Origin of the sequence: Cellulosimicrobium sp. SJTW-1, from assembly GCF_047716875.1 — a bacterium.
In the GTDB taxonomy this organism is placed as follows: domain Bacteria; phylum Actinomycetota; class Actinomycetes; order Actinomycetales; family Cellulomonadaceae; genus Cellulosimicrobium; species Cellulosimicrobium funkei.
In genome coordinates this window covers 1,023,319-1,045,496 of record NZ_CP136680.1, presented here as the reverse complement: position 1 = coordinate 1,045,496, position 22,178 = coordinate 1,023,319, and the positions used below count along the sequence as shown (strand labels likewise).

Below are 22,178 nucleotides of genomic sequence, written 5' to 3'. Positions count from 1 at the left end.
TCTCTCGCCGGTGCCCGCCGGGGCCCCCGCTGGGTGCCACCGTCAGTCCCACTCGAGGCCGCCGCGGCGCCACTCGTAGACGAACGGGACGGTGATGAGCGCGAGGAACGCGAGCATCGCCACCAGACCGAACGTCGCGAGCGTCGCGAAGTCGACGGCCCACGGGTAGAGGAAGACGACCTCGATGTCGAAGACGATGAACGTCATCGCGACGAGGTAGTACTTGATCGGGAAGCGCCCGCCGCCGACGGCGTGGGGCGTGGGCTCGATGCCGCACTCGTAGGCGTCGAGCTTGGCGCGGTTGTAACGCTTGGGGCCGATGACCGCGCTCGCGGCGACGCCGCCGAGCGCCAGGACGGCGGCCACGCCCATGAGGACGAGCAGCGGGACGTACGGGTTGGTCATCGTCGACTCCTCGAGTGGGGGCTCGGGACGGGTCTCCCCGGACGACGTCGTCCGGGTCCGCGGTCAGGTGGTGCGAGTGCCGGCGCTGCGCGGTGCGCGGGTGCCGGCCCACCTCGTGGGCTCATGACGATGGCACCACCCTGGTCAGCCCCGCGATGACGCGATCGACCCAGTCACCGCCGCGGGGCTCGTAGCAGTCCGACAGGAGCTTGAGCACGAACCGCATGACGACCGGGCGCGGGAGCCCGTAGCGCGTGCAGATCCGCATGATCTCGGGGTGCTCGATGAGCTTCACGAAGTACCGGCCGAGCGTGTAGTAGCCGCCGAGCTCGCGCCGCATGAGGCGCGGGTACGTCTGCAGCGCGCGCTCGCGACCGCCGTCGGTGAGCCGCGCGCGCGACTGGGCGACGACGTCGGCCGCCGCCCGCCCGGCCTGCATCGCGTAGGCGATGCCCTCGCCGTTGAAGGGGCTGACCATGCCGCCCGAGTCCCCGACGAGCAGCACGCCGCGCGTGTACAGCGGCGTGCGGTTGAAGCCCATGGGCAGCGCCGCGCCGCGCACCGGGGCGAGCCGGTTCTCCTCCGTGAACTCCCACTCGGCGGGCGCGTTGCGCATCCAGGTGGCGAACAGGTCCTTGTAGTCGACGTTCGCCGCGGACTGCCGCGCGGGCGTCGAGCTCACCGAGCCGAGGCCGACGTTCGCCGTGCCGTCGCCGAGCGAGAAGATCCAGCCGTACCCCGGCAGGAGGTTCGACTCGCGGGGCTTGCCCTCCCACAGCTCGAGGTGGGACTCCATCCACGGGTCGTCGTGGCGGGGCGTGCGGAAGTAGGTCCGGACGGCGACGCCGATCGGGCGGTCCTCGCGCCGCGCGAGGCCGAGGGCGAGCGCGAAGCGGGACGAGACGCCGTCGGCCGCGATAACGACGGGCGCCCGGTAGGTGACCTCGTCCCCGGCGCGCCGACCCTTCTCGTCGACGGGGCGCGCCGTGACGCCGACGACGCGGCCCGTGCGCTCGTCGAGGACGGGGCCGGTGACGGCGGTGCGCTCGAGCAGCTTGGCGCCGGTGCGCTGCGCGTGCTCGGCGAGCGTGCGGTCGAACGAGTGGCGCGCGCGGGCCATGCCGTAGCTGGGGTAGGACGCGAGGTCCGGCCACGCGAGCTCCCACGAGCGGCCGCTCGCGACGACGCGCAGCCCGCGGTTGCGGATCCAGCCGTCCTCGGCGCGCGTGGGGACGCCCATGCGCACGAGCTCGGCGACCGCGCGCGGCGTCAGGCCGTCGCCGCAGATCTTGTCGCGCGGGAACGCCGACTTCTCGAGGAGGAGGACGCTCAGGCCCGCGGCGGCGCAGTAGTGGGCGGCCGCGGAGCCGGCCGGGCCGGCGCCCACGACGATCACGTCGGCGTCGTCGAGCCTCGCGCCCACCGTGCTCACCTCGCCGTCCCGTCGTCTCGGTCCTCGTGCGGTGCTCCACCGTGACCCGGCTCGGGACACGATGCACCCACAGTCCTTGTGAAGTCGGTCACAATGGACACCGCCACTCTAGTCACTCCGGACGGGAGATGTGTAGCAAGGCGACCCTTCCCTGGGAGATCCTGTGACGAAGGTCCTGGCACCCGGCGACGACCGGCCCTGGGGACGAGGACTCGCGGGCAAGGGGGCCGGCGCCGCGATGGCCTAGCCTCCCGCGCGTCCGCGCCCGCCCGGAGCACCGTCGCCCCAGGTCAGGGACGCGCACGCGCGCCGACGCAGCAGCACGCCGCCGGGGTCGACGACGAGGCCCCGCGCAGCACGCGCGGGGCCTCGTCCTGGTGTGGCGTCAGGCCGGGCGCACGCCCCGGTGCAGCGCGACGATCCCGCCGGAGAGGTTGCGGTAGGCGACCTTCTCCCAGCCCGCGCGCAACAGGAGACGACCCAGGCCCTGCTGGTCCGGCCACGCGGCGATCGACTCGGCGAGGTACTCGTACGACCCGCCCTCGCGCGTCACCGCCGAGGCGATGCGCGGCAGCGCCTGGACCAGGTACTCCTGGTACAGGACGCGGAACGGCGCCCACGTGGGGGTCGAGAACTCGCAGATCACCACGCGCCCGCCCGGCCGCACGACGCGCAGCATCTCGCGCAGCGCCCCCTCGGTGTCGACGACGTTGCGCAGCCCGAACGAGATGGTCACCGCGTCGAACGTGCCGTCCGCGAACGGGAGCCGCGTCGCGTCCCCGGCGACGAACGGGAGGTCCGGGCGGCGCTCCTTGCCGACCTGGAGCATGCCGATGGAGAAGTCGCACGGGACGACGCGCACGCCGTCGTCGGCGAACGGCTCCGAGGACGTGCCCGTTCCGGCCGCCAGGTCCAGGACCTTCTCGCCCGGCAGCGCACCGACCGCGCGGACCGTCGCCCGGCGCCACGCGCGGTCCTGCCCGAGCGACAGGATGTCGTTGGTCAGGTCGTACCGGGAGGCGATCCCGTCGAACATCGACGCGACCTCGGAGGGCTTCTTGTCCAGGTTGGCACGGGGCATGGCGCCCATGCTTCCACGTCCCCGCGCCCGGGTCGCACCGCCGCGGCTTACGCTGGGAGGCGATGAGCGCAGAACCGTCGGCCACGGCCGCACAGCCCCACCCGCTGGTCGTGAGGACCACCCGGATCCCCGACCTGCCCGGCGGTCTCGACGCCCTCGTCGACCTCCTGCCGGACACGCGGCCCCTCGCGTGGGTGCGCCGCGGCGACGGGATCGTCGGCTGGGGCGAGGCTCTGCGGCTCGAGACGTGGGGCCCCGGCCGGTTCGCCGACGCCGAGGCCGCGTGGCACGAGACGCTCGCGCGCGCGGTCGTGCGCGACGAGGTGGGCCTGCCCGGCACGGGCCCCGTCGCGTTCGGCTCGTTCGCGTTCGACGACTCCGCGCCGGGCGACGACGCGCACGACCCGGTGCGAGCCGGCGGGGTGCTCGTCGTGCCGCGCGTCGTCGTCGGGCGACGTGACGGCCACGCGTGGCTCACGACGGTCGACACCGCCGGATCGCTGTCCTCCTCCCCCACGGACGCCCTGCGCCGCACGCCGCGCGAGCCCGTGCGCGCGCCGGGCGAGGTGGCCTGGCACGACGGCGCACTCGGCGCCGACGACTGGGCCGCCGTCGTCGCGGAGGGCGTCGAGCGCATCCGCTCGGGCGCGCTGGAGAAGGTGGTGCTCGCGCGCGACGTCGTCGCCCACACGAGCGAGCCCGTGGACCCGCGCTGGCTGCTCGCGCGCCTCGCCTCCGCCTACGAGGCGTGCTGGACGTTCTCGGTCGACGGGCTCGTCGGCGCGACCCCCGAGCTGCTCGTCCGCAGCGAGAAGGGCCTCGTGACGTCCCGCGTGCTCGCCGGCACGATCCGGCGCGGCGGCCTGTCCGACGACGAGGCGCTCCTGCGGGCCGCACAGCTCGCCCGGTCGTCGAAGGACCTGGAGGAGCACGAGTACGCCGTCCGGTCCGTCGCGCAGGCGCTCGCCCCCTTCTGCTCGTCCATGAACGTCCCCGACTCCCCGTTCGTGCTGCACCTGCCGAACGTCATGCACCTCGCGTCCGACGTGACGGCCGTCCTCGCGCGCGGCGCGAGCGCGCCCGGGACGTCGGGCGGCGCCGCGGCCGGGCCGACGAGCCTGGCGCTCGCGGCGGCGCTGCACCCCTCCGCGGCGGTGTGCGGCACGCCGACGGTCGTCGCGCGCGACCTCATCCGCGAGATCGAGGGCATGGACCGCGGACGGTACGCCGGCCCGGTCGGGTGGCTGGGCGCCGACGGCGACGGCGAGTGGGGCATCGCGCTGCGCTCGGCCGAGCTGTCGGGCACCGACCCGCGCTCCGTGCGGCTCTTCGCCGGGTGCGGGATCGTCGCGGCGTCCGACCCGGCGGCCGAGGTCGCCGAGTCCGAGGCGAAGCTCGAGCCGATGCGCTACGCGCTCGGCGACGCCTGACGCTCCACCGCCCCGCGCCCGCACCCCGGCGGAAGGCCCTCGACGAGAGCCCCCCGGACGACGACGAGCGGCCGGCACGGAGTTCCGTGCCGGCCGCTCGGTGCGGTGGGCCGCCGAGGCGGGGACGTCCCCGACGGCCCACCGTCCCGCCACGGTCAGAGGAGGTGGCGGGACGGGGTGCGGGGCCGGGTCAGCCCTGGCCGCCGAAGAACCAGTCGAACGGGTTCGGGACGTTGCCCGGGTCGGTCGGGTCGCCCTGCTGACCCTGGTCGCCCTGCTGGCCGCCCTGGTCACCCTGGCCGGGGAGCTGCCCCTGGCCGTCCTGGCCCGGCGTCTGCCCCTGGCCGCCCTGCGACCCCTGGCCGGTGGTCTCGTCGTCCGCCGGGCGCGTCGCGAGGGTGACGTCGAGCTCGAGCGTCTTGCCGTCGCGGACGACGGTGAGCTTCGACTCGGCGCCCGCGGCCCGCTCGCGCACGAACGCCGTGAGCGACTCCGCCCCGCCGACCGGGTGGCCGTCGATGGCGACGATGACGTCGCCCGAGCGGATGCCCGCGTCGGCGGCCGGCGAGCCGTCGGTGACCTCCTGGACCTCGGCGCCGCGGCGCGTCACGCCGTCGGCCGTCGCGGTCGCGTCGGCGAGCGTCACGCCGAGGAACGCGTGCTCCGCGGTCCCGTTGTCGACGAGCTGCTGACCGATCGTCTTGGCGAGGTTCACCGGGATGGCGAACCCGAGGCCGATCGAGCCGGACTGGCCACCGCCGCTCGACAGCGTCGCGATCGACGACGTGATGCCGATGACACGGCCCTGCGCGTCGAACAGCGGGCCGCCGGAGTTGCCCGGGTTGATCGCGGCGTCGATCTGGATCGCGTTCGTGACGACGGACGTGCCGCCGCCCTCGCCGGACGCGGACACCGGGCGGTCGACGGCCGACACGATGCCGGTCGTGGCCGTGTTCGCGAGGCCGAGCGGGTTGCCGACCGCGAGGACCGACTCGCCGACGGTCACGTCGTCGGAGTCGCCGAGCGTCGCGGGCTGGAGGTCGTCGGGGGCGTCGACGAGCTGCACGACGGCGAGGTCCGTCGCCGGGTCGAGCCCGACGATCTTCGCGTCGAACAGGCGGCCGTCGCTGAGCGTGACCTGGACCGTGTCGTTCTCGGCGCCGGACACCACGTGGTTGTTCGTCACCACGTGGCCCTTGTCGTCGATGATGACGCCGGAGCCCTCGGCCCCGCCCTGCGGGGTCTGGACCTGGATCGCCACGACCGACGGCGCGACGGCCTTGGTCACGGCCTCCCAGTCGGGGTTCTGCGACGACGAGTCGGCGACGGGCGCGGCCGACGTCTCGTGCTGCTGGCCGACGTCGGCGAGCGACGCGGAGTCCTGGTCGGCGCCGAACGCGCCGGTGAGGCCGGCGGTGCCGACGCTCGCGAGGAGCGCCGCGGCGGCCGCGGCGCTGACGACCGGCACCCAGGTGCGGCGGCGCTGCGGGGCGCCGCTCTCCCCGGCGGTGGCCGGGGCCGGCGGTGCGGGCGGCGGGCCGAAGCTGCCGGACGGCGTGTGCGCGCCGGGCGCGCCCTGCGCGGGTCGCGCGTACGGGTTCGCCGGCGGCGTGGCGGGCGTGTGCCCCGCGGGTGCGGTGGCGTGGCCCGTCGGGGCAGGCTGCGGCGTCGTGAGGTGCTGCACGGGGTGCGGCGGGAGCGGCTGCGTCGGGTGGCCGGTCGGGTGCGCCGACGGCCGGACCGGTGCCTGCTCGCCCGCGGTCGCGGCCGGCAGCGGCTGCGTGGCGTCGGGCGTCGGGACGGGGGTGGGCTCGGTGCCCGGGGTGTTCGTCATGGTGGGCCTCCTTCTTCTGCCCACTACTTCACACCGCCGCGCTTGAACGACGCTTGAACGAACCTGGGAGTCCGCTGCGAGTTTTTCCGCGCCCCTAGCCGCCCGAGGACAGCCCCGCGCGCACCGCCGCCCGGACGTCGTCCGCCAGGACCAGGCCCTCGCGACGGCGGTCCGCGCGCCCGACACGCACCTCGAGGACCTGCACGCCGTGGCTCGGCGCCGCGAGCGCGTGCCGCAACGAGGGGACGTCCTGGACGAGCTGGTGGTCCACCCCGTAACCGGCGCACAGCGGCGCGAGGTGCGCGCCGTGCGGCGTCGCGAAGACGCGCTCGAACGTGCGGTGCGCGCCCTCGGACGACTCCCCCAGCGCCCCGGGCTCGAGCCCCGCGAAGATCGCGCCGCCGTCGTCGTTCACGACGACGAGCTGGAGGTCCGCGTGCGGCTCGTCGGGTCCGCGCAGCAGCCCGCCGACGTCGTGGAGGAAGGTGAGGTCGCCGAGCAGCGCGCGGGTGCGCCGGTGGCCACGACCCGTCGCGAGGGCCGCGCCGAGCGCCGTCGACACGGTGCCGTCGATGCCCGCGAGGCCGCGGTTGGCGAGCACGCGCGGGCCGGGCCCGTCGAGGCCGAGCACGAGGCCCAGGTCGCGCACCGGGCTCGACGAGCCGACCACGAGCAGGTCGTCCGGGCCGCCCGCCGCGGCGACCGCGCGCGCGACGCTCGGGCCGTCCGTCCGGGCCCCGTCGGTCGCCGCCTTGATGACGGCCGCCGCCGCGGCCGACGCCGTTCCCCAGCGCTCGGCCCAGCCCGTGGCGGGCGCGGGCTCGAGCCACCCCGCGGGCACCACGGGGAGCACCGTCGAGGCGTTGCGCGCGGCGTCGGCCCAGGGGCGCGAGCCCGGTGCCACGACGGTCACCGCGACGTCCCCGCGCCCGAGCAGCCGCTGCACCGGCCGCGAGAGCGTCGGCCGCCCCAGCACGACGACGTGCTCCACGTCGTCCACGAGCGCGTCGACCCCGAGCACGAGCGGGTGCCCGACGACGAGGCGCCGGCCGCCCGCCGCCCCGGACGACGGCTCGGCGAGCAGCGGCCAGCCGCGCGCCTCGGCGAGATCGCGCGCGACGGGGCCCGCGCCGTCGCCCGCGACGACGACCGTCCGCTCGCCGGGGACCGGCATCTCGATGGGGCCGACGGGGGTTCCGAGCGGCTCCGTGACGTCGCCCGGCGCGACGCCTGTCGGCACGGCCGCGGGGGCGGCCGGCACGACGACGACCGGGCGGACACCGGGAAGGTCCGGGTCGGGCGCGGTGGGCGCGGTGGGCCCACCGGGCGCGACGTCGGGAGGAGTGCCGGGCAGGCCGACGGGCACGAGCGGCTCGCGGTACGCGAGGTCGAGGTGCACCGGGCCGGGGTGCCCCGAGCGCGCGCCCACGGCCTCGGCGAGCGCGCGCGCCGTGACGGCGAGGAGGTCACGGACCTCGCCCGGGCGTCCGTCGGGTGCCGGGACGTCCGCCGCGAACCGCGTCGCGGGGCCGAAGATCCCGGCCTGGTGGGTCGTCTGGTTCGCGCCCGTGCCGCGCAGCTCGTGCGGCCGGTCGGCGGTGAGGAGCACGAGCGGGACGCCCGTGTGGTGCGCCTCGAGGACCGCGGGGTGCAGGTTCGCGACGGCCGTCCCCGACGTCGTGACGACCGCGACGGCCCGGGGCAGCGCGACGCCGCCGCGCACGAGCGGGCCCGCGCCGCGCGAGAGCCCGACGGCGAGGAACCCGGCCGCGCGCTCGTCGACGCGCACGTGCAGCGTGAGGTGGCCGAGGTCGGCCGCCGCCGCGAGCGCGTACGCGAGCGGCGCGCTGCGCGAGCCGGGGGCGAGCACGACGTCCGCGACGCCCTCGAGCGCGAGGCGGTGCACGAGCGCGAACGCGCTGCGCACCGCGGGCGGCTGCGCGTCCAGGCCGTCGAGCAGCGGGTCGAGGGCGGCGCTCATCGCGCACCCCCGGTGGCCACGAGGCCGGCGACGCGCTCGAGCCGCGCGCGCCACCGTCGGTCGGTCTCCGGGTCGGGCGCGGTCGCGGCGAGCGCCTCCGCGCTCGGTGCGGGACGCGTCACGAGCAGGGCCCCGTCGGCGGGCACGAGCGGCGCGGGCACGACGTCGGCGGCGAACAGGTTCACGGTCGCGAGGCCGCACGCGTACGGCAGCGCGGGGAGCGCGGCGGCGAGCGCGACGCCCGCGGCGATGCCGACCGACGACTCGAGCGCCGACGACACGACGACGGGCAGCCGCACCTGCTCGGCGAGGTCGAGGCACGCGCGCACGCCGCCGAGCGGCTGCACCTTGAGCACCACGACGTCGGCCGCGTCCGCGCGCACGACGGCGAGCGGGTCCTCGGCGCGCCGGATCGACTCGTCGGCGGCGACGGGCACGGCGGTGTCGCCGCGCTGGCCGCGCCGCACGGCCGCGAGACCGGCCACGTCGGGGCACGGCTGCTCGACGTACTCGAGCCCGCCCGCCGCGCGGTCGAGGTGCGGGAGGCGGCGCAGCGCCTCCTCGGGGTCCCAGGCGCCGTTCGCGTCGACGCGCACCCGACCGCCCGGTCCGAGCGCGTCGCGCACGGCCTCGAGGCGCGCGACCTCGGCGTCGAGGGGTTCGAGCGTGCCGTCGGGCCCACGCTGCGCGACCTTGACCTTGGCGGTGCGGCACCCGCCGGACGCGGCGACGAGCTCCCGGGCGCGGTCGGGCTCGACCGCCGGGACGGTCACGTTCACGGGGACCCGGTCGCGGACGGGGGCGGGCCAGCCGTCGTCGGCCGCCTCGTGCGCGGCGCGCAGCCAGGAGGCGGACTCGGCGTCGTCGTAGTCCCAGAAGGGCGAGAACTCGCCCCAGCCGGCGTCTCCGCGCAGGAGGACGCCGTCGCGCGCGTCGAGCCCGCGGAACCGGGTGGTGAGTCGGGTGCGGTAGACGACGGCGCGGGAGTCGGGCACCCGCCCAGGCTATGCCACGCGTCGTCGTCGGCCCGCGGCGCGGGCGCGGCCGCGGGCGCAGGCGCGGCGGTCGGCCCTCACGCGTTGACGAGCACCACGACGACGAGCGCGACGATCACGGCGTTGAACGCGAACGCGACGACGGCGTGGGTCGTGACCATCCGGCGCGTGACGGAGTCGAGCACCGTGACGTCGGCGGTCGAGAAGGTCGTGCTCACGCCCGCCGCGAGGTACACGTAGTCGGCGTAGGCGCGCGGTCCCTCGCCGGGGAAAGCGAACCCGAGGCCGTCGCCGGCCGCGACGTCGCGGCGCGCGTAGTGCACGGTGTGGGACACGAGGACCGCGACCCACGACACGACGATGACCGCGACGCCGAGCACGGTCAGCGCGGGGGCCGCGGCCCACGCGACGCCCTGGGCCAGGGCGAACCCGACGAGCAGCGCCATGACCGCGAACTGGACGGACCACGCCGTCGACCCGCCGCCGAGGAGCAGCGTGCGGACGCGGCCGCGCCCGTCGGGGTGCGCGCGCAGCAGGGCCCGCTCGAGCTCGGGGCCGCGGCGCCCGGCGAACGCGACGCACGTCAGCGTGCAGGAGAGCCCGGCGAGCACGACCCACACGAGGAGGCCCGCCGCCACGGGGACGGTCCGGTCGTCGAGGCCGAGCGGGCCCTCCGCGAGGAGCACGACGACCGGACCGGTCACGAGCGCGACGACGGTCGAGACGAGGGTCCGGGTGGTCTCGGGGACGAGGCGGTCGCGCAGGGCGGGTCGGGCGGTGGACGAGCGTCGGGTCATGGGCCGCGAGGCTACCCGGCGGCGGCGCGGACTCAGCGCGGTCCGGGTGCCACGAGCTCGCCGACGAGGCGGACCGCGAGCGCGCGCGCGTCACGGCCCTCGCTCAGCGCGCTCACGGCGGCGCCGTCGACGACCGCGACGAGGAGCGACGCCGCGACGTGGCCGAGGCCTCGCACGGCGAGGAGCTGCGCGACGGCGTCGTCCAGCCCCTGCCGGCCCTTCCCGTAGGCCCGGGCGAGCGCCGGGTAGCGGCCCGCGCCGACGAGGTGCTCGTAGAAGCCCCGCAGCTCGCTCTCCCCGCCGGGCGGCAGGACGGCGTCGACGAGGACGCGCGCGTCCTCCCGGGCCCGGTCCCCGCCACGCGCCGCGCGCTCCGCGGCACCGTGCGCGTGCTCCGCCCACCCGGTGACGATGAGCTCGCCGGCCGCGCCCATGAGGTCGTCGAGGCCGGTGAAGTAGTAGGTGGTGGCGGCGAGCGGGACGTCGGCGCGCGTCGCGACGGCCCGGTGGGTCACCGCCGCGGGGCCGTCCTGGAGGATGAGGTCCGCGGCGGCGCGGACGATCGCGTCCCGGCGCGCGACACCGCGCGCCTGGCGCCGCGGTGCGGGTCGTCGGTCGGCGGTCTCGGTCGGCGTCGTCCCCACCCGCACACCGTAGGGCACCGGCCGGGCGCTCGTCAGGCGGGCAGGCGTCCCGCGCCCGCCGCCCGCAGCGCGTCGACGACGCGCGCGACGTCGGGCTCGCGCACGCGCGCCGTGCCGACGACCACGCCGTGCTCGACGCGCTCGACGCCCGTCCCGCTCAGGGGCTCGACGGGGACGCCGGCCGCGCGCAGCCCGTCGACCGCCACGCCCTCGGCCGCCGGGCCGGGGAGCGGGACGACGAGGTGGAGACCCGCCGCGACGCCCCCGACCGTGACGCCGGGCAGGGCCTCGCCGAGCGCGGCGAGCAGCGCGCGGCGCCGCCGCTGGTAGACGACCCGGGCCCGGCGCAGGTGCCGCTGGTACGCGCCGGAGCCGAGGAGCGCCGCGAGCGCCGCCTGCTCGGGGACGGACGTGCCGAGGTCGGCGTGGCGCTTGGCCTCGACGAGCGGCCCGACGACGCGCGGCGGCGCGACGACCCAGCCGAGCCGCAGCGCGGGCGACAGGAGCTTGGAGACGGAGCCGAGCAGCACGACCCGCTCGGGGTCCAGGGGCTGCACCGACGCGACGGGCCGACGGTCGTAGCGCAGCTCGGCGTCGTAGTCGTCCTCGAGCACGAGGCGGTCCCCCGCGGCGGCCCACGCGAGCAGCGCACGACGGCGCGCCGGGGCGAGCACGACGCCGAGCGGGAACTGGTGCGCGGGCGTCACGAGCGCGGCGCGCGCGTCCTCGGGGAGCAGGTCGGTCTGCAGCCCGTCGGCGTCGACGGGCACGCCTGCGGGCCGGGTCCCCGCGTCGCGCAGGAGCTCGAGCGCGCCCCGCGACGAGGGGTCCTCGACGGCGACCGTGACGGGCCCTGCCCCTGGCCGTGGCCCCGGCCCGGGCGCCACCCGGCCCGCGGCGAGCAGCCGTGCGAGCAGCGCGAGCGCCTGGGCGACGCCGCTCACCACGACGACGTCGTGCGCGGTCACGTGCGCGCCGCGGCTGCGGCGCAGGTGCTCCGCGAGCGCCTCGCGCAGCGCGGGCAGGCCCTGGGGGTCCGGGTAGCCGAGGTCGGCGTCCGCGAGCCCGCGGACGCCGTCGCGGACCGCGCGCGCCCACGCCGCCCGGGGGAACAGCGCCGGGTCCGGGGTCCCGACGCTCACGGGCCGGGGGCCCGCCGTGCCGCGCCGGGTGCTCCCGGTCCCCGGGCTGCGCGCGGGCGGTGCCCCTCGGGGGGACGGCGCCGCGGGGAGCGCCGCGACGACGACGCCCGACCGCGGCCGGGACACGAGCAGCCCCTCGCCCACGAGCACGTCGATCGCCGTCGTCACCGTGCCGCGCGAGAGCCCGAGCGCGACGGCGGCGTCCCGGCCCGACGGCAGGACCGTGCCCGCCGCGACCCGCCCCTCGACGACGGCCGCGCGCAGGCCGTCCTGCAACCAGCGGCCGACGTCGCGCGCGGGGCGCGGGCCGAGCACGAGCAGCAGGGCCTCGGGCGCGAGCCGGGTCGTCATCTGGCCCAGTGAACCAGGCACGACCTGGCCCTGCACCCTGGTCCACGACGCTCCTACCGTCGAGGCATGACACCCGCACCCGAGCGTCCCGGCAGCCTGCGGACCGGCGACCTGCGCTGCGCCGCGGGCATGGCGATCGTCGGCTCGTCGTTCGTCGCGTCCGCGGCCCTCGCCGGGTTCCCGGTGCTGGGCGGCCAGGCCGCGCGCTACGCCGTCGCCGCGCTCGTCCTGCTCGCCGTCCTCGCCGTGCGCCGGGTCACCTGGGTGCTCCCCTCGCCCCGCGCGCTCGGGCGCCTGACCGCGCTCGCGGCCACGGGGCTCGTCGGCTTCAGCGTCCTCGTCGTCGAGAGCGCGGGCCGCGCCGACCCGTCGCTCGTCGGGGCCGTCGTGGGCGCCTCGCCCGTCGTCCTCGCGGCCGCGGGCGCGCTGCGGGCCCGACGGCTCGCGGTCCGCACCCTCGCGGCCGCCGTCGTCGTGACCGCCGGGGTCGTGGTCGTCGAGGGCGGCGGCGCGGGCGACCCCGTCGGCGTCGCGCTCGCGCTCGGCGCGCTCGCGTGCGAGGTGTGCTTCTCGCTCCTCGCCGTCCCCCTCCTGCCGACGCTCGGCGCGCTGCGCGTCTCCGCCTACGCGTGCGTCCTCGCCGTGCCGCAGCTCGCCGTGCTCGGGCTCGTGCGGCAGCAGGTGTCGGGGAGCCCGTTCCTCGCGGTGCCCGACGGCGCCGAGCTCGCCGCGCTCGCGTACCTCGCCGTCGTCGTCACGGCCGTCGCGTTCCTCCTCTGGTACTCCGGGCTCGCGACGATCGGGCCCGCGCGCGCCGGGCTGTTCGCGGGCCTGCTGCCCGTGGCAGCGCTCGTCGCGTCGGTCGTGCTCGGGTTCGAGGAGCCGACCGCGCGGTCGGTCGTCGGGACGCTCGTCGTGGGAGCGGGGCTCGTGCTCGGCCTCGCCCCGGCGCGCGCACGCCGCCCGCTCGCCCACCGGCTACCGTGGCGGGCGTGAGCAGCACCGACCCCACCCCCGCCGTGCCCGACGACGCGAGCCGCGCCCCCGCGGGCCGGGAGCACGCGCTCCCCCGCCAGGTCTCCGAGACGTTCGACCCCCGCGCCTGGCGCGAGGTCGACGGCTTCGAGGCGCTCACCGACCTCACCTACCACCGCGGCGTCGAGCGCGACGCCGACGGCGCCGTCGTGCGGGACCTGCCCGTGGTCCGCGTCGCGTTCGACCGGCCCGAGGTGCGCAACGCGTTCCGGCCCCACACCGTGGACGAGCTGTACCGCGTCCTCGACCACGCGCGCATGACGTCCGACGTCGGGACCGTGCTCCTCACGGGCAACGGGCCCTCGCCCAAGGACGGCGGGTGGGCGTTCTGCTCGGGCGGCGACCAGCGCATCCGCGGGCGCTCCGGCTACCAGTACACGACCGCGCCCGACGGCGGCGGGGACGTGCACACGCGCGACGCCGTCGACCCGGGCCGCGCGGGGCGCCTGCACATCCTCGAGGTGCAGCGCCTCATCCGGACGATGCCGAAGGTCGTGGTCGCGGTCGTCAACGGCTGGGCCGCGGGCGGCGGGCACTCGCTGCACGTCGTCGCGGACCTGTCGATCGCGAGCCGCGAGCACGCGCGGTTCAAGCAGACCGACGCGAACGTCGGGTCGTTCGACGGGGGCTACGGCTCGGCGTACCTCGCGCGGCAGGTGGGCCAGAAGCGCGCGCGGGAGATCTTCTTCCTCGCGCGGGAGTACTCCGCGCAGGACGCGTTCGAGTGGGGCGCGGTCAACGAGGTCGCGGACCACGCGGACCTGGAGGCGCTCGCGATCGAGTACGCGCGCGTGATCGCGACGAAGTCGCCGCAGGCGATCCGGATGCTGAAGTTCGCGTTCAACCTCGCGGACGACGGACTCATGGGGCAGCAGGTCTTCGCGGGCGAGGCGACGCGGCTGGCGTACATGACGGACGAGGCCGTCGAGGGGCGCGACGCGTTCCTCGAGCGGCGCGACCCGGACTGGGGACGCTTCGGCTACGCGTTCTGACGGCCGCGGCTCAGGAGCCGCCGACGAGGCTCGTCAGCATCTCGAGGAGGCCGCGGCCGACGAACGCCGCCGCGACGGCGAGGCCGAACAGGAGCCCGACCGAGACGACGACCGGGACGGCCGATCGGGCGGCGCCCGGCTCGTCGTCGCGCGACGTGCGCGGCGCGTACGACGGCGGCAGCGAGGTGGGGGCCGGGCGCTGCGGGTTGCCCTCCGACGGGGTGCGGGGCTGGGACGGGTGGACGGGGTGCGGGACGACGGTTGCCATGACTCCACGGTGCCGCCCGGGACCCCTGCCGCGCGTCGGCCCCGCGGCTCGACCTGCGCGGCGGACGGTCCCCCTCGGGGCGGAGCGGACGTACGCCGTGGGGAGGACGCCGTCCGCCCGACGGCGGAGGGTCAGCCCACCGTCCAGCTCCCGGACCCCGTGGGCACGAGCTCGATCCACGACGTGCCCGGCTCGAGCTCGACGGGTGCCCCGTCGGCGCCGCTGAGCACGAGCGGGGCCTCGACGCCCTCCTTGGACCACGTCACCGCGACCTGCTTGCCACCGCTCGCGACGACACCCTTGCCCGTCCCGACGAGCTGCGTCTCGGGGACCGCCACCCCCGCCGGGTCCTTGAACCGCGTGTCCACCATCGTCGCGGCGAGCAGCACGACGTTCGTCGCCGACAGCCGCACCTCGTCCACGGAGACGGCCGGGCGGTCGCCCTCGCTGCGCACGTAGCGGCCCTCGCCGCCGTCCCACTCCCACACCGCGCGGCTCGCGTGCGTGAGACGCACGTCGAGCCGGGTCGCCGCGTCGCCCGCGACCGTCGCGGTCGCCGTCCCGGGCTCGCGGGCGAACACGAGCTGCGCGGGCGGCGGGGACGTGCGGTCGCCGTCGGCCTGGGCCCAGAACGCCTCCGGGCTGCCGTACACGTTGTGCGGGGCGCGCCGCGCGCGCGTGGTCGTGAAGCCGTCGTCGCCCTCGTCCATGACGACCGACTGGACGCCCGCGGCACCCAAGGCGTCGATGAACGGCTGCTGCCCGCCGGTGTACGCGAGGACGCCGTGCAGCGGCGCGACGATCGCCGGGTCCATGGGCCGCACCGAGCGGACGGGGCCCACGCTCTCGGGCACCTGCGAGTGATAGACGGCGACGAAGCGCGTGATGCCGCCCTCGACGACCTCCTCCCACACGACGTCGGCCTGCTCGAGCCCCGTCTGCGGGCGCGCCTGGGGCGCGTTCTCGATCTTCACCGCGAGCGCCGGCCGGTCCGCGACCTCGTCGGCCGCGACGCCCGTGAGCGGCCACACGAGGGGGACGTCCGGCGTCGGGGGCACCTCCTTGGTGCCCGACACGTCGGGCTCGACCGTCGTGGTGCTCGGCGCCGTCGGCTCGCCCGCGCACCCGGCGAGCGCGACCACCGCCGCCACCACGACCGCGGCGAGCGCGCTCCCCCGGACTCCTCGTCCCGTCCTCGTCACCCTCGACCTCCCGACGGCCCGGGGCCCCTGCCCGTGCCGGCACCACGACGGACCTGTGTCCTCGGCCACGGTACGACCCGACCTAGGCTGATCCGGTGAACCGCGCCGTCGTCCCCGCCGATCTGGACGCCCTCGTCGCGGCGGTCGGGGCCGCGCTCGACGGCGACGGCCCGCCCGTCGCGCCCGTCCCGCTGCTCCCCCGCCCCCAGGGCTCCGGGCCGACCTCGGGCGACGTGCCCGCGGGCACCGCGCTCGTGCTGCGCACGTCGGGCTCGACGGGCGCGCCCCGGGAGGTGCTGCTCGGCGCCGACGCCCTGCGCGCGTCGGGCGCCGCGACGCACGAGCGGCTGGGCGGCCCGGGACACTGGCTCCTCACGCTGCCCCCGACGCACGTCGCGGGGGTGCAGGTCGTCGCGCGGGCCCACGCCGCGGGACGGGGCCTCACGGTCGCGCCCGCGGGCGAGCCCTTCACCCCCGGCGGGTTCGCGGCGCTCGTCGCGCGCGCCCCGCGCGGCGAGCGGCGGTACGTCTCGCTCGTCCCGACCCAGCTCCATCGCCTCGTCGAGGCGGCCGACGCCGGGTCCGCCGACGGCACCGCAGGACTCGACGCGCTCCGCTCGCTCGACGCCGTGCTCCTCGGCGGCGCCGCGACGCCGCCCGCGCTGCTGCGCCGCGCACGGTCCGCGGGGGCGCGCGTCGTCACCACGTACGGCATGACGGAGACGTGCGGCGGCTGCGTGTACGACGGCGTCCCCCTCCCGGGCGCGCGCGTCCGGCTGGTCCCGGCCGGTGACACCGAGGGCGAGGAGGCGGGCGAGGGGGCAGGCGTCGTCGAGCTCTCCGGCCCGTTCCTCGCGCACGGCTACCTCGGGGAGCCGGACGCGACCGCGGCCGCGTTCCGCACCGACGACGACGGCACGCGCTGGTTCCGCACGAGCGACCTCGGGCGGCTCGACGGCCCCGCGGACGCGCCGGTGCTCACCGTCCTCGGCCGCGCGGACGACGTGATCGTCACGGGCGGCGTGAACGTGGCCCCGGCCGCGGTCGAGGCCGTGGTCGGCGAGGTCGCGGGCGTCGGGGAGGCGTGCGTCGTCGGGGTGCCGCACCCGGAGTGGGGCCAGGAGGTCGTCGCGGTCGTCACGCTGGCGGGCGCGCCGCACGACGACGGTGCCGCGGCGGGCACGTCGGGCACCGTGAGCACGGCGGGCACGGCGGGCACGGCGGGCACGGCGGGCGCAGTGAGCACGGTGGGCACCGCGGGCACGGCGAGCACGGTGGGCGCCGGGGGCGTGACGAGCGCCCCGCCCGAGCTCGTCGCCGCCGTGCGGGGCCGCGTCGCGGATAGGCTGGAGCGGGCGGCCGCACCCCGCCGCGTGCTCGTCGTCCCGGACCTCCCCCGGCGCGGGCCCGGCAAGGTGGACCGCGCCGCGGTGGCCCGGATCGCCGTCGGGCACGGGCGCACCCCGCCCGGCTGAGCCGGCCGGACCACTCCCGGCACGACCGAGCCGCACGACCCGAGACGCACGACCGAGACGCACGACCGAGACGGAGCACCATGGCCAGCACTACCCAGTGGGTCGCGGGCGCACGCCCGCGCACCCTCCCTGCCGCCGCGACGCCCGTCATCGTGGGCTCCGGCGCCGCGGCCCAGGTGGACGGGTTCGCGTTCTGGCCCGCGCTGCTCGCCCTCGGGGTCGCGCTCGCGCTCCAGGTCGGCGTGAACTACGCCAACGACTACTCGGACGGCGTGCGCGGCACCGACCTCGACCGCGTCGGCCCGCTGCGGCTCACCGCGTCCGGGCTCGCGCGGCCCGCGCAGGTGCGCGCCGCGGCGTTCGCCGCGTTCGGCGTCGCGGGCGTGCTGGGCCTCGTCCTGTGCGCGGTCACGGGCCACTGGTGGCTCCTGGCGGTCGGCGCCGTCGCGATCCTCGCCGCCTGGTACTACACGGGCGGGCGCAACCCCTACGGCTACCGCGGCCTCGGCGAGGTCGGGGTGTTCGTGTTCTTCGGCCTCGTCGCGACGCTCGGCACCACGTACACGCAGGCCGGGGTCGTCACGTGGCCGTCCGCGGTCGGCGCGGTCGCCGTGGGGCTGCTCGCGTGCGCGATCCTCATGGTCAACAACATCCGCGACATCCCGACCGACGTCGTCGCGGGCAAGCGCACGCTCGCGGTGCGGCTCGGCGACTTCCGGGCGCGCCGCGCCTACGTCGCGATGATCTGGGTGCCGCTCCTGCTGGCGGTGGTGTGCGCGTTCGCGTCGCCGTGGGCGCTCGGCACGCTCGTGCTCCTGCTGCCCGCCGCGCTCCTCACCGCCCCGGTGGTCGCGGGCGCGCGCGGTCCGCTGCTCGTCCCGGTGCTCGCGGGCACCGGTCTGTTCGAGCTCGGCTACGGCGTCCTGCTGGGGGTCGGGCTGGCGCTCTGAGCGCGGGCCCGCTCGGGGCGGGCCGGCTCTGGGCGGGCCGGCTCTGGGCGGGCGGGCTCGGCCTGACCGGCTCCGGCGTCCCCGGTCAGCGCGCCGGGGAGGCTCCCGGGCGGCCGGTCGCGTCGGCTTCTGCCTCTGCTTCGGCCTCGGGGCGGGACGTCCCGTCCGCCGCGGCGGGGTCCGTGGACCCGGCGGCAGCCGCGGCGCCGTCGACGGCCGCGTCCTCGGCAGCCGCGTCGTCCTCGATCTCCCGGGAGAACCGCTCGCCCGTGCGGGCGCGGTGCTCGGCCCGGGCGGCGAGGTAGCGCGAGGCCGCCTCGCGGGGCTTGCTCAGCGTCAGGTACGACAGCATGAGCGCGACGGCGGCCGCGACGAGCACGAGCAGCCAGCCGCGCAGGCCGGCGAACCAGAGGGCGCCGAGCGCCACCGCGAAGAGGAGCAGACGCAGGACGGAGTAGACGACGACAGGCACGACTCCAGGGTACGGCCCGTAGGCTGGAGCCATGCTCCGCGTCCTGCTCCCGCTGCTCGCCGTCGGTCTCGCCGTCTACGCGCTCGTCGACCTCGCCTCGAGCGACGAGGACGAACGCGGCGGCATCCCCAAGGGGCTGTGGGTCGTGCTCATCATCCTCCTGCCGTTCCTCGGCCCCATCGCGTGGATCCTCGTCAAGCGCTCGGCGTCGCGGTCCGGGACGCGCTCCCGCCCCGCCGGCCGCCCCGGCCCCGGCTCGGCCCCCGGGGGCACGCGGCGTCGGCGCAACGCGCCCGTCGCGCCCGACGACGACCCCGAGTTCCTCTGGCGGCTCGAGCAGCAGCAGCGCCGCCAGGCACGCGACGACTCCCCGGCACCCGCCGACGACGCTCCGGCCACGGACGCGACGCCCGGGGACGAGCGCACCGACGACGGCGACGCGCGCCGCCCCGGCGCGAGCAACCCCTCGGAGGACGGCGACGACGCGACGCGCTGAGGCGCCCGGCGCGACTTGAGGCTCCCGCGACGACGAGGCTCGCACCGCCGAGTCCGCGACACCACGACGCTCGCACCGCCCAGCCCGCAGCACCACGAGGCTCGCACCACCCAGCCCGCAGCACCACGAGGCTCGCGCCACCCAGCCCGCGGCATGACGAAGGGGGCCGCCGTCCGATCCGGACGGCGGCCCCCTTCGTCGTGCCGCGCCGCGTCGTCGTGCTGCGCGGCGGTCGGTCAGTCGCCCGGGTTGAGGCCCGAGTACGAGTGCTTGCCGTTGAACAGCAGGTTGACGCCGGTGAAGTTGAAGAGCACGCACGCGTAGCCGACGATCACGAAGTACGCCGCGCGGCGGCCGGACCACCCGCGGGTCGTGCGCGCGTGCAGGTAGGCCGCGTAGACGATCCAGACGACGAAGCTCCAGACCTCCTTGGGGTCCCAGCCCCAGTAGCGGCCCCACGCGTGCTCGGCCCAGATCGCCCCGCCGATGATCGTGAACGTCCACAGCACGAACGCCACCGCGTTGAGCCGGAAGCTCAGGGCCTCGAGCTGGAGCGCGCCCGGCGTCGAGTCGAGCCAGCGCCACCCGCGGGCCCCGAGGAACGCGTTGCCCGAGTCGCGCGAGTCGCGCAGGAGCTGGAGCACCGAGGTGACGAACGCGACGGTGAAGATGCCCGTCGCGATGATCGCGACCCCGACGTGGATGACGAGCCAGTAGGACTGGAGCGCCGGCTGCACGCCCGTCGCGACGACGAAGAACGCGTTCTGGGCGAGCACGAGGAACAGGACCGACAGCCCCGTGACGAACGAGCCCAGGAAGCGCACGTCGCGCTTGAGGGAGACGGCGAGGAACGCCGCGAGCGCGACGAACGTGCCCACGAGCGTGAACTCGTACATGTTGGCCCAGGGGGTGCGCCCGGCCGCGACGCCGCGCGTGACGATCGCGACGAGCAGCAGCGCGGTACCGAGCCACGTCAGCGAGACGCCGATGTTCGCGGCCTTGCGCGACGGCGGCGCGGCGTCCGCCGGGTCCGCGTCGGCGGCGTCCGTCGTGCCGGGCCCGTACGGGGAGGCCGACGAGGCACCCGCGGCGGTGAGCACCTCGGCGCGGTCCGCGGAGCGCTCGCGCGCCCCGGCCCGGGCGTCGGCACGCTCGAGGTCCGCGCGGCCCGCGAGGCGCGCGAGGTCGATCGCGAACGCGACGAGCGCGACGGTAAGCGCGGTCGCTGCGGCCCAGACGAGGTCCTGGCTCAGCTCGGCGAGGGTCATCGGTCAGCCTTTCGTGCGCGGTCGCGCGAGGTCGGGTCCTGTGCGGGACGCCCGGTGGGGCGGGTGCCGTCCGCCGGGGCACGCCCCGGCGACGAGGTGAGGTCGCCCTCGTCCGATGGTGCCACGCCCGGGAGCGCGGCGAGAAGCGAGTCGACCTCGCCCTGCAGCCCGGCGTCGTCGCCCCGGGCGAGCCCCGCGACGGCGACGACGGTCCGCTCGCGCGGGGCGTCGTCGTCGCCCGTGCCGGGCACCTCCTCGCGCCACGCGCGCACCCAGACGCGGCGGCGGGGCGTGAACAGGGAGACGGCGAGGCCCAGCAGGGCGCCGAGCGAGAAGACGAGCACCCACGTGAGCGACGGGTCGTGCCGCAGGTCGAGGGCCACGTAGCGCGGCAGGGAGTCGAACGTGATGGTGCCGAGCCCGTCGGGGAGGTCGACGGTCTCGCCGGGCGCGACGAGGATCTTCACCCGCTCGCCGTCTTCGTCGACCGACGGCGTGAGGTCGTCGGTGTCGAGGCGGTAGACGTTCTGGGGCAGGCCCTCGTCGAGGCCCAGGTCGCCCCGGTACACCTCGAGCACGAGGAGCGGGTTGATGGGCTGCGGGTAGATCGAGGCCGCCGTCTCGCCGTCCTCGCTGATCTCGGCAGTCGGCAGGAAGTACCCGACGAGGCCGATCTGGTCGAGGCCGTCCGACACGTCGGGCACCTTGATGACGCCGCGCGACGTGTACATCGTGTCCTCCGGCAGGAACGGCACGCGGCCCGAGAACGCGGTCTCGCCGTCGGCGTCGCGCACCGTCACCTCGGGCGCGAACCCGTTGCCCTGGAGGTAGATCTTCGCGCCGCCCGCGGTGAGCGGGTGGTTGACCTTGATGGTCTCCTCGTGGCGGGCGCCGTCGGGGTCGCGCACCGTGACGAACGCCGTGAAGTCGCGCGACTGGGCGAACGCGGCGGCGTCGGCCGCGAACTCCGACTCGAACGCGTCGAGCGTCATGGAGAACGGGACGAGCGACGACGGGCGGAACCAGGCCCCGTTCTCGAACGTGTCGTAGTCGACGACCGCGTTCGCGAACCCGCGGCCCTCGGTGACGATCGCCTGGCCGCGGTAGTGCAGGAGCTGGCCGGTCGCGACCGCGACGAGCAGCCCGACGAGCGACAGGTGGAACAGCAGGTTCCCGCTCTCGCGCAGGTACCCGCGCTCCGCGGAGACCGTCCGCGCGGCGGGCCGCGCGGCGGCGCGTCCGCGGGCGGGCGTCGCGTCCTCGGCGCCGGTGTCGACGCGGAAGGTCGGGAGCCAGGACAGGCGTCCGCGCAGGTGCGTGCTCGCCGCCTCGACGACCTCGTCGGGCGTCGCGTCCGTGACGGCCCGGCCCTGCGCGGGGAACCGGTCGAAGCGGCGGGGCGTGCGGGGCGGTCGGGAGCGGAGCGCCTGCAGGTGCGCCTTGGTGCGCGGCAGGATGCACCCGACGAGCGAGACGAACAGCAGGATGTAGATCGCCGAGAACCACACCGACGCGTAGACGTCGAAGAAGCCGAGACGGTCGAGCCACTCCCCCGTCGTGGGGTTCTCCTGGAGGTAGCGCAGCACCGCCGCCGGGTCCTGCGGGCGCTGCGGCAGGACCGACCCGGGCACCGCGGCGACCGCGAGCAGCATGAGGAGCATGAGCGCGACCCGCATGCTCGTGAGCTGGCGCCACGTCCAGCGCAGCGCACCGCGCCACCCGAGCGACGGGAGCGCCGGGCCGCCGTCGCCTCCCGCGCCGCCCTTCCCGCCCGACGGCGTCCGCTCCCCCGGGCCGTCGCCCGCGGAGAACGCGTCGTCGATGCCCTCGGGGCGGTAGCCCGTCCGCACGGTCGTGCCGGCCTTCTCGGCCTTCTCGGCCTGCTCGGCCTGCTCGCTGTTCCCGGGCTCCCCGGTCCGCCGGCTCAT

20 protein-coding genes are annotated in these 22,178 nt (G+C 77.0%); 6 read left to right on the top strand and 14 right to left on the bottom strand.

Translation table 11 applies throughout. The features are described 5' to 3' along the window. Window positions 1–42: 42 nt before the first annotated feature. From RSE42_RS04740 to RSE42_RS04730, 3 genes are all read right to left on the bottom strand, one after another. On the bottom strand, window positions 43–405 hold the full coding sequence (locus tag RSE42_RS04740) for an NADH-quinone oxidoreductase subunit A (RefSeq protein ID WP_021481795.1): 363 nt from the start codon (window positions 403–405) through the stop codon (window positions 43–45). A 121-nt stretch (window positions 406–526) separates the two neighbouring features. Beyond that, window positions 527–1,828: a geranylgeranyl reductase family protein gene (locus RSE42_RS04735; protein WP_034653812.1), complete on the bottom strand. Its 1,302-nt coding sequence runs from the start codon at window positions 1,826–1,828 to the stop codon at window positions 527–529. Between the two features lie 394 nt (window positions 1,829–2,222). Continuing rightward, window positions 2,223–2,918, bottom strand: coding sequence for a demethylmenaquinone methyltransferase (locus RSE42_RS04730; RefSeq protein ID WP_043653744.1), 696 nt, complete (start codon window positions 2,916–2,918; stop codon window positions 2,223–2,225). 62 nt (window positions 2,919–2,980) lie between these two features. Here RSE42_RS04730 and RSE42_RS04725 point away from each other — a divergent pair, with 62 nt between their 5' ends. Further along, window positions 2,981–4,348, top strand: a complete 1,368-nt coding sequence (locus RSE42_RS04725; RefSeq protein ID WP_076403197.1) for an isochorismate synthase MenF — start codon at window positions 2,981–2,983, stop codon at window positions 4,346–4,348. Between the two features lie 190 nt (window positions 4,349–4,538). Here the strand turns inward: RSE42_RS04725 and RSE42_RS04720 are convergent, their stop codons facing one another. The 6 genes from RSE42_RS04720 to RSE42_RS04695 form a co-directional block, all read right to left on the bottom strand. After that, complete coding sequence (locus tag RSE42_RS04720) at window positions 4,539–6,182, bottom strand: trypsin-like peptidase domain-containing protein (RefSeq protein WP_415297996.1); 1,644 nt, start codon at window positions 6,180–6,182, stop codon at window positions 4,539–4,541. A 94-nt stretch (window positions 6,183–6,276) separates the two neighbouring features. Next, on the bottom strand, window positions 6,277–8,163 hold the full coding sequence (gene menD / locus RSE42_RS04715; protein WP_415297994.1) for a 2-succinyl-5-enolpyruvyl-6-hydroxy-3-cyclohexene-1-carboxylic-acid synthase: 1,887 nt from the start codon (window positions 8,161–8,163) through the stop codon (window positions 6,277–6,279). Continuing rightward, window positions 8,160–9,158: an o-succinylbenzoate synthase gene (locus RSE42_RS04710; RefSeq protein WP_076403205.1), complete on the bottom strand. Its 999-nt coding sequence runs from the start codon at window positions 9,156–9,158 to the stop codon at window positions 8,160–8,162. The genes menD and RSE42_RS04710 overlap by 4 nt, the downstream gene beginning before the upstream one ends. Before the next feature lie 77 nt (window positions 9,159–9,235). After that, entirely contained in the window at window positions 9,236–9,955 is a 720-nt protein-coding gene (locus RSE42_RS04705; RefSeq protein ID WP_415297992.1) for a DUF1345 domain-containing protein, read from the bottom strand. A gap of 32 nt (window positions 9,956–9,987) precedes the next feature. Continuing rightward, window positions 9,988–10,599 carry a TetR/AcrR family transcriptional regulator gene (locus tag RSE42_RS04700; protein ID WP_168946158.1) on the bottom strand — a complete coding sequence of 204 codons (612 nt, stop codon included), beginning with the start codon at window positions 10,597–10,599 and terminating at the stop codon, window positions 9,988–9,990. Between the two features lie 32 nt (window positions 10,600–10,631). Beyond that, window positions 10,632–12,092, bottom strand: a complete 1,461-nt coding sequence (locus RSE42_RS04695; RefSeq protein WP_415297990.1) for a PLP-dependent aminotransferase family protein — start codon at window positions 12,090–12,092, stop codon at window positions 10,632–10,634. 66 nt (window positions 12,093–12,158) lie between these two features. On the opposite strand from RSE42_RS04695, the gene RSE42_RS04690 reads away from it, so the two are divergent. Both RSE42_RS04690 and RSE42_RS04685 read left to right on the top strand, forming a co-directional pair. Then, window positions 12,159–13,088 carry an EamA family transporter gene (locus RSE42_RS04690; protein WP_415297988.1) on the top strand — a complete coding sequence of 310 codons (930 nt, stop codon included), beginning with the start codon at window positions 12,159–12,161 and terminating at the stop codon, window positions 13,086–13,088. Window positions 13,089–13,111: 23 nt separating this feature from the next. Then, window positions 13,112–14,119 (top strand): 1,4-dihydroxy-2-naphthoyl-CoA synthase, encoded by a 1,008-nt coding sequence (locus RSE42_RS04685; RefSeq protein WP_061269147.1) that lies wholly within the window; start codon window positions 13,112–13,114, stop codon window positions 14,117–14,119. 10 nt (window positions 14,120–14,129) lie between these two features. Here RSE42_RS04685 and RSE42_RS04680 read toward each other — a convergent pair whose 3' ends face one another. Both RSE42_RS04680 and RSE42_RS04675 read right to left on the bottom strand, forming a co-directional pair. Continuing rightward, window positions 14,130–14,387 carry a hypothetical protein gene (locus RSE42_RS04680; RefSeq protein WP_076403217.1) on the bottom strand — a complete coding sequence of 86 codons (258 nt, stop codon included), beginning with the start codon at window positions 14,385–14,387 and terminating at the stop codon, window positions 14,130–14,132. Window positions 14,388–14,518: 131 nt separating this feature from the next. After that, entirely contained in the window at window positions 14,519–15,589 is a 1,071-nt protein-coding gene (locus tag RSE42_RS04675) for a DUF3048 domain-containing protein (protein ID WP_415297986.1), read from the bottom strand. A 95-nt stretch (window positions 15,590–15,684) separates the two neighbouring features. Here RSE42_RS04675 and RSE42_RS04670 point away from each other — a divergent pair, with 95 nt between their 5' ends. Together RSE42_RS04670 and RSE42_RS04665 are read left to right on the top strand one after the other, a co-directional pair. Next, complete coding sequence (locus RSE42_RS04670) at window positions 15,685–17,064, top strand: AMP-binding protein (RefSeq protein ID WP_415297985.1); 1,380 nt, start codon at window positions 15,685–15,687, stop codon at window positions 17,062–17,064. A gap of 80 nt (window positions 17,065–17,144) precedes the next feature. Further along, window positions 17,145–18,014: a 1,4-dihydroxy-2-naphthoate polyprenyltransferase gene (locus RSE42_RS04665; protein ID WP_415297983.1), complete on the top strand. Its 870-nt coding sequence runs from the start codon at window positions 17,145–17,147 to the stop codon at window positions 18,012–18,014. A gap of 85 nt (window positions 18,015–18,099) precedes the next feature. Here the strand turns inward: RSE42_RS04665 and RSE42_RS04660 are convergent, their stop codons facing one another. After that, window positions 18,100–18,486 carry a DUF4229 domain-containing protein gene (locus RSE42_RS04660; RefSeq protein ID WP_137281581.1) on the bottom strand — a complete coding sequence of 129 codons (387 nt, stop codon included), beginning with the start codon at window positions 18,484–18,486 and terminating at the stop codon, window positions 18,100–18,102. Between the two features lie 31 nt (window positions 18,487–18,517). Here RSE42_RS04660 and RSE42_RS04655 point away from each other — a divergent pair, with 31 nt between their 5' ends. Then, window positions 18,518–18,982, top strand: a complete 465-nt coding sequence (locus tag RSE42_RS04655) for a PLD nuclease N-terminal domain-containing protein (RefSeq protein WP_085388441.1) — start codon at window positions 18,518–18,520, stop codon at window positions 18,980–18,982. A gap of 236 nt (window positions 18,983–19,218) precedes the next feature. Here the strand turns inward: RSE42_RS04655 and ccsB are convergent, their stop codons facing one another. Both ccsB and RSE42_RS04645 read right to left on the bottom strand, forming a co-directional pair. Next, complete coding sequence (gene ccsB, locus RSE42_RS04650) at window positions 19,219–20,250, bottom strand: c-type cytochrome biogenesis protein CcsB (protein ID WP_137281580.1); 1,032 nt, start codon at window positions 20,248–20,250, stop codon at window positions 19,219–19,221. Next, entirely contained in the window at window positions 20,247–22,178 is a 1,932-nt protein-coding gene (locus RSE42_RS04645) for a cytochrome c biogenesis protein ResB (RefSeq protein WP_415297980.1), read from the bottom strand. Before RSE42_RS04645 ends, ccsB begins: the two co-directional genes overlap by 4 nt.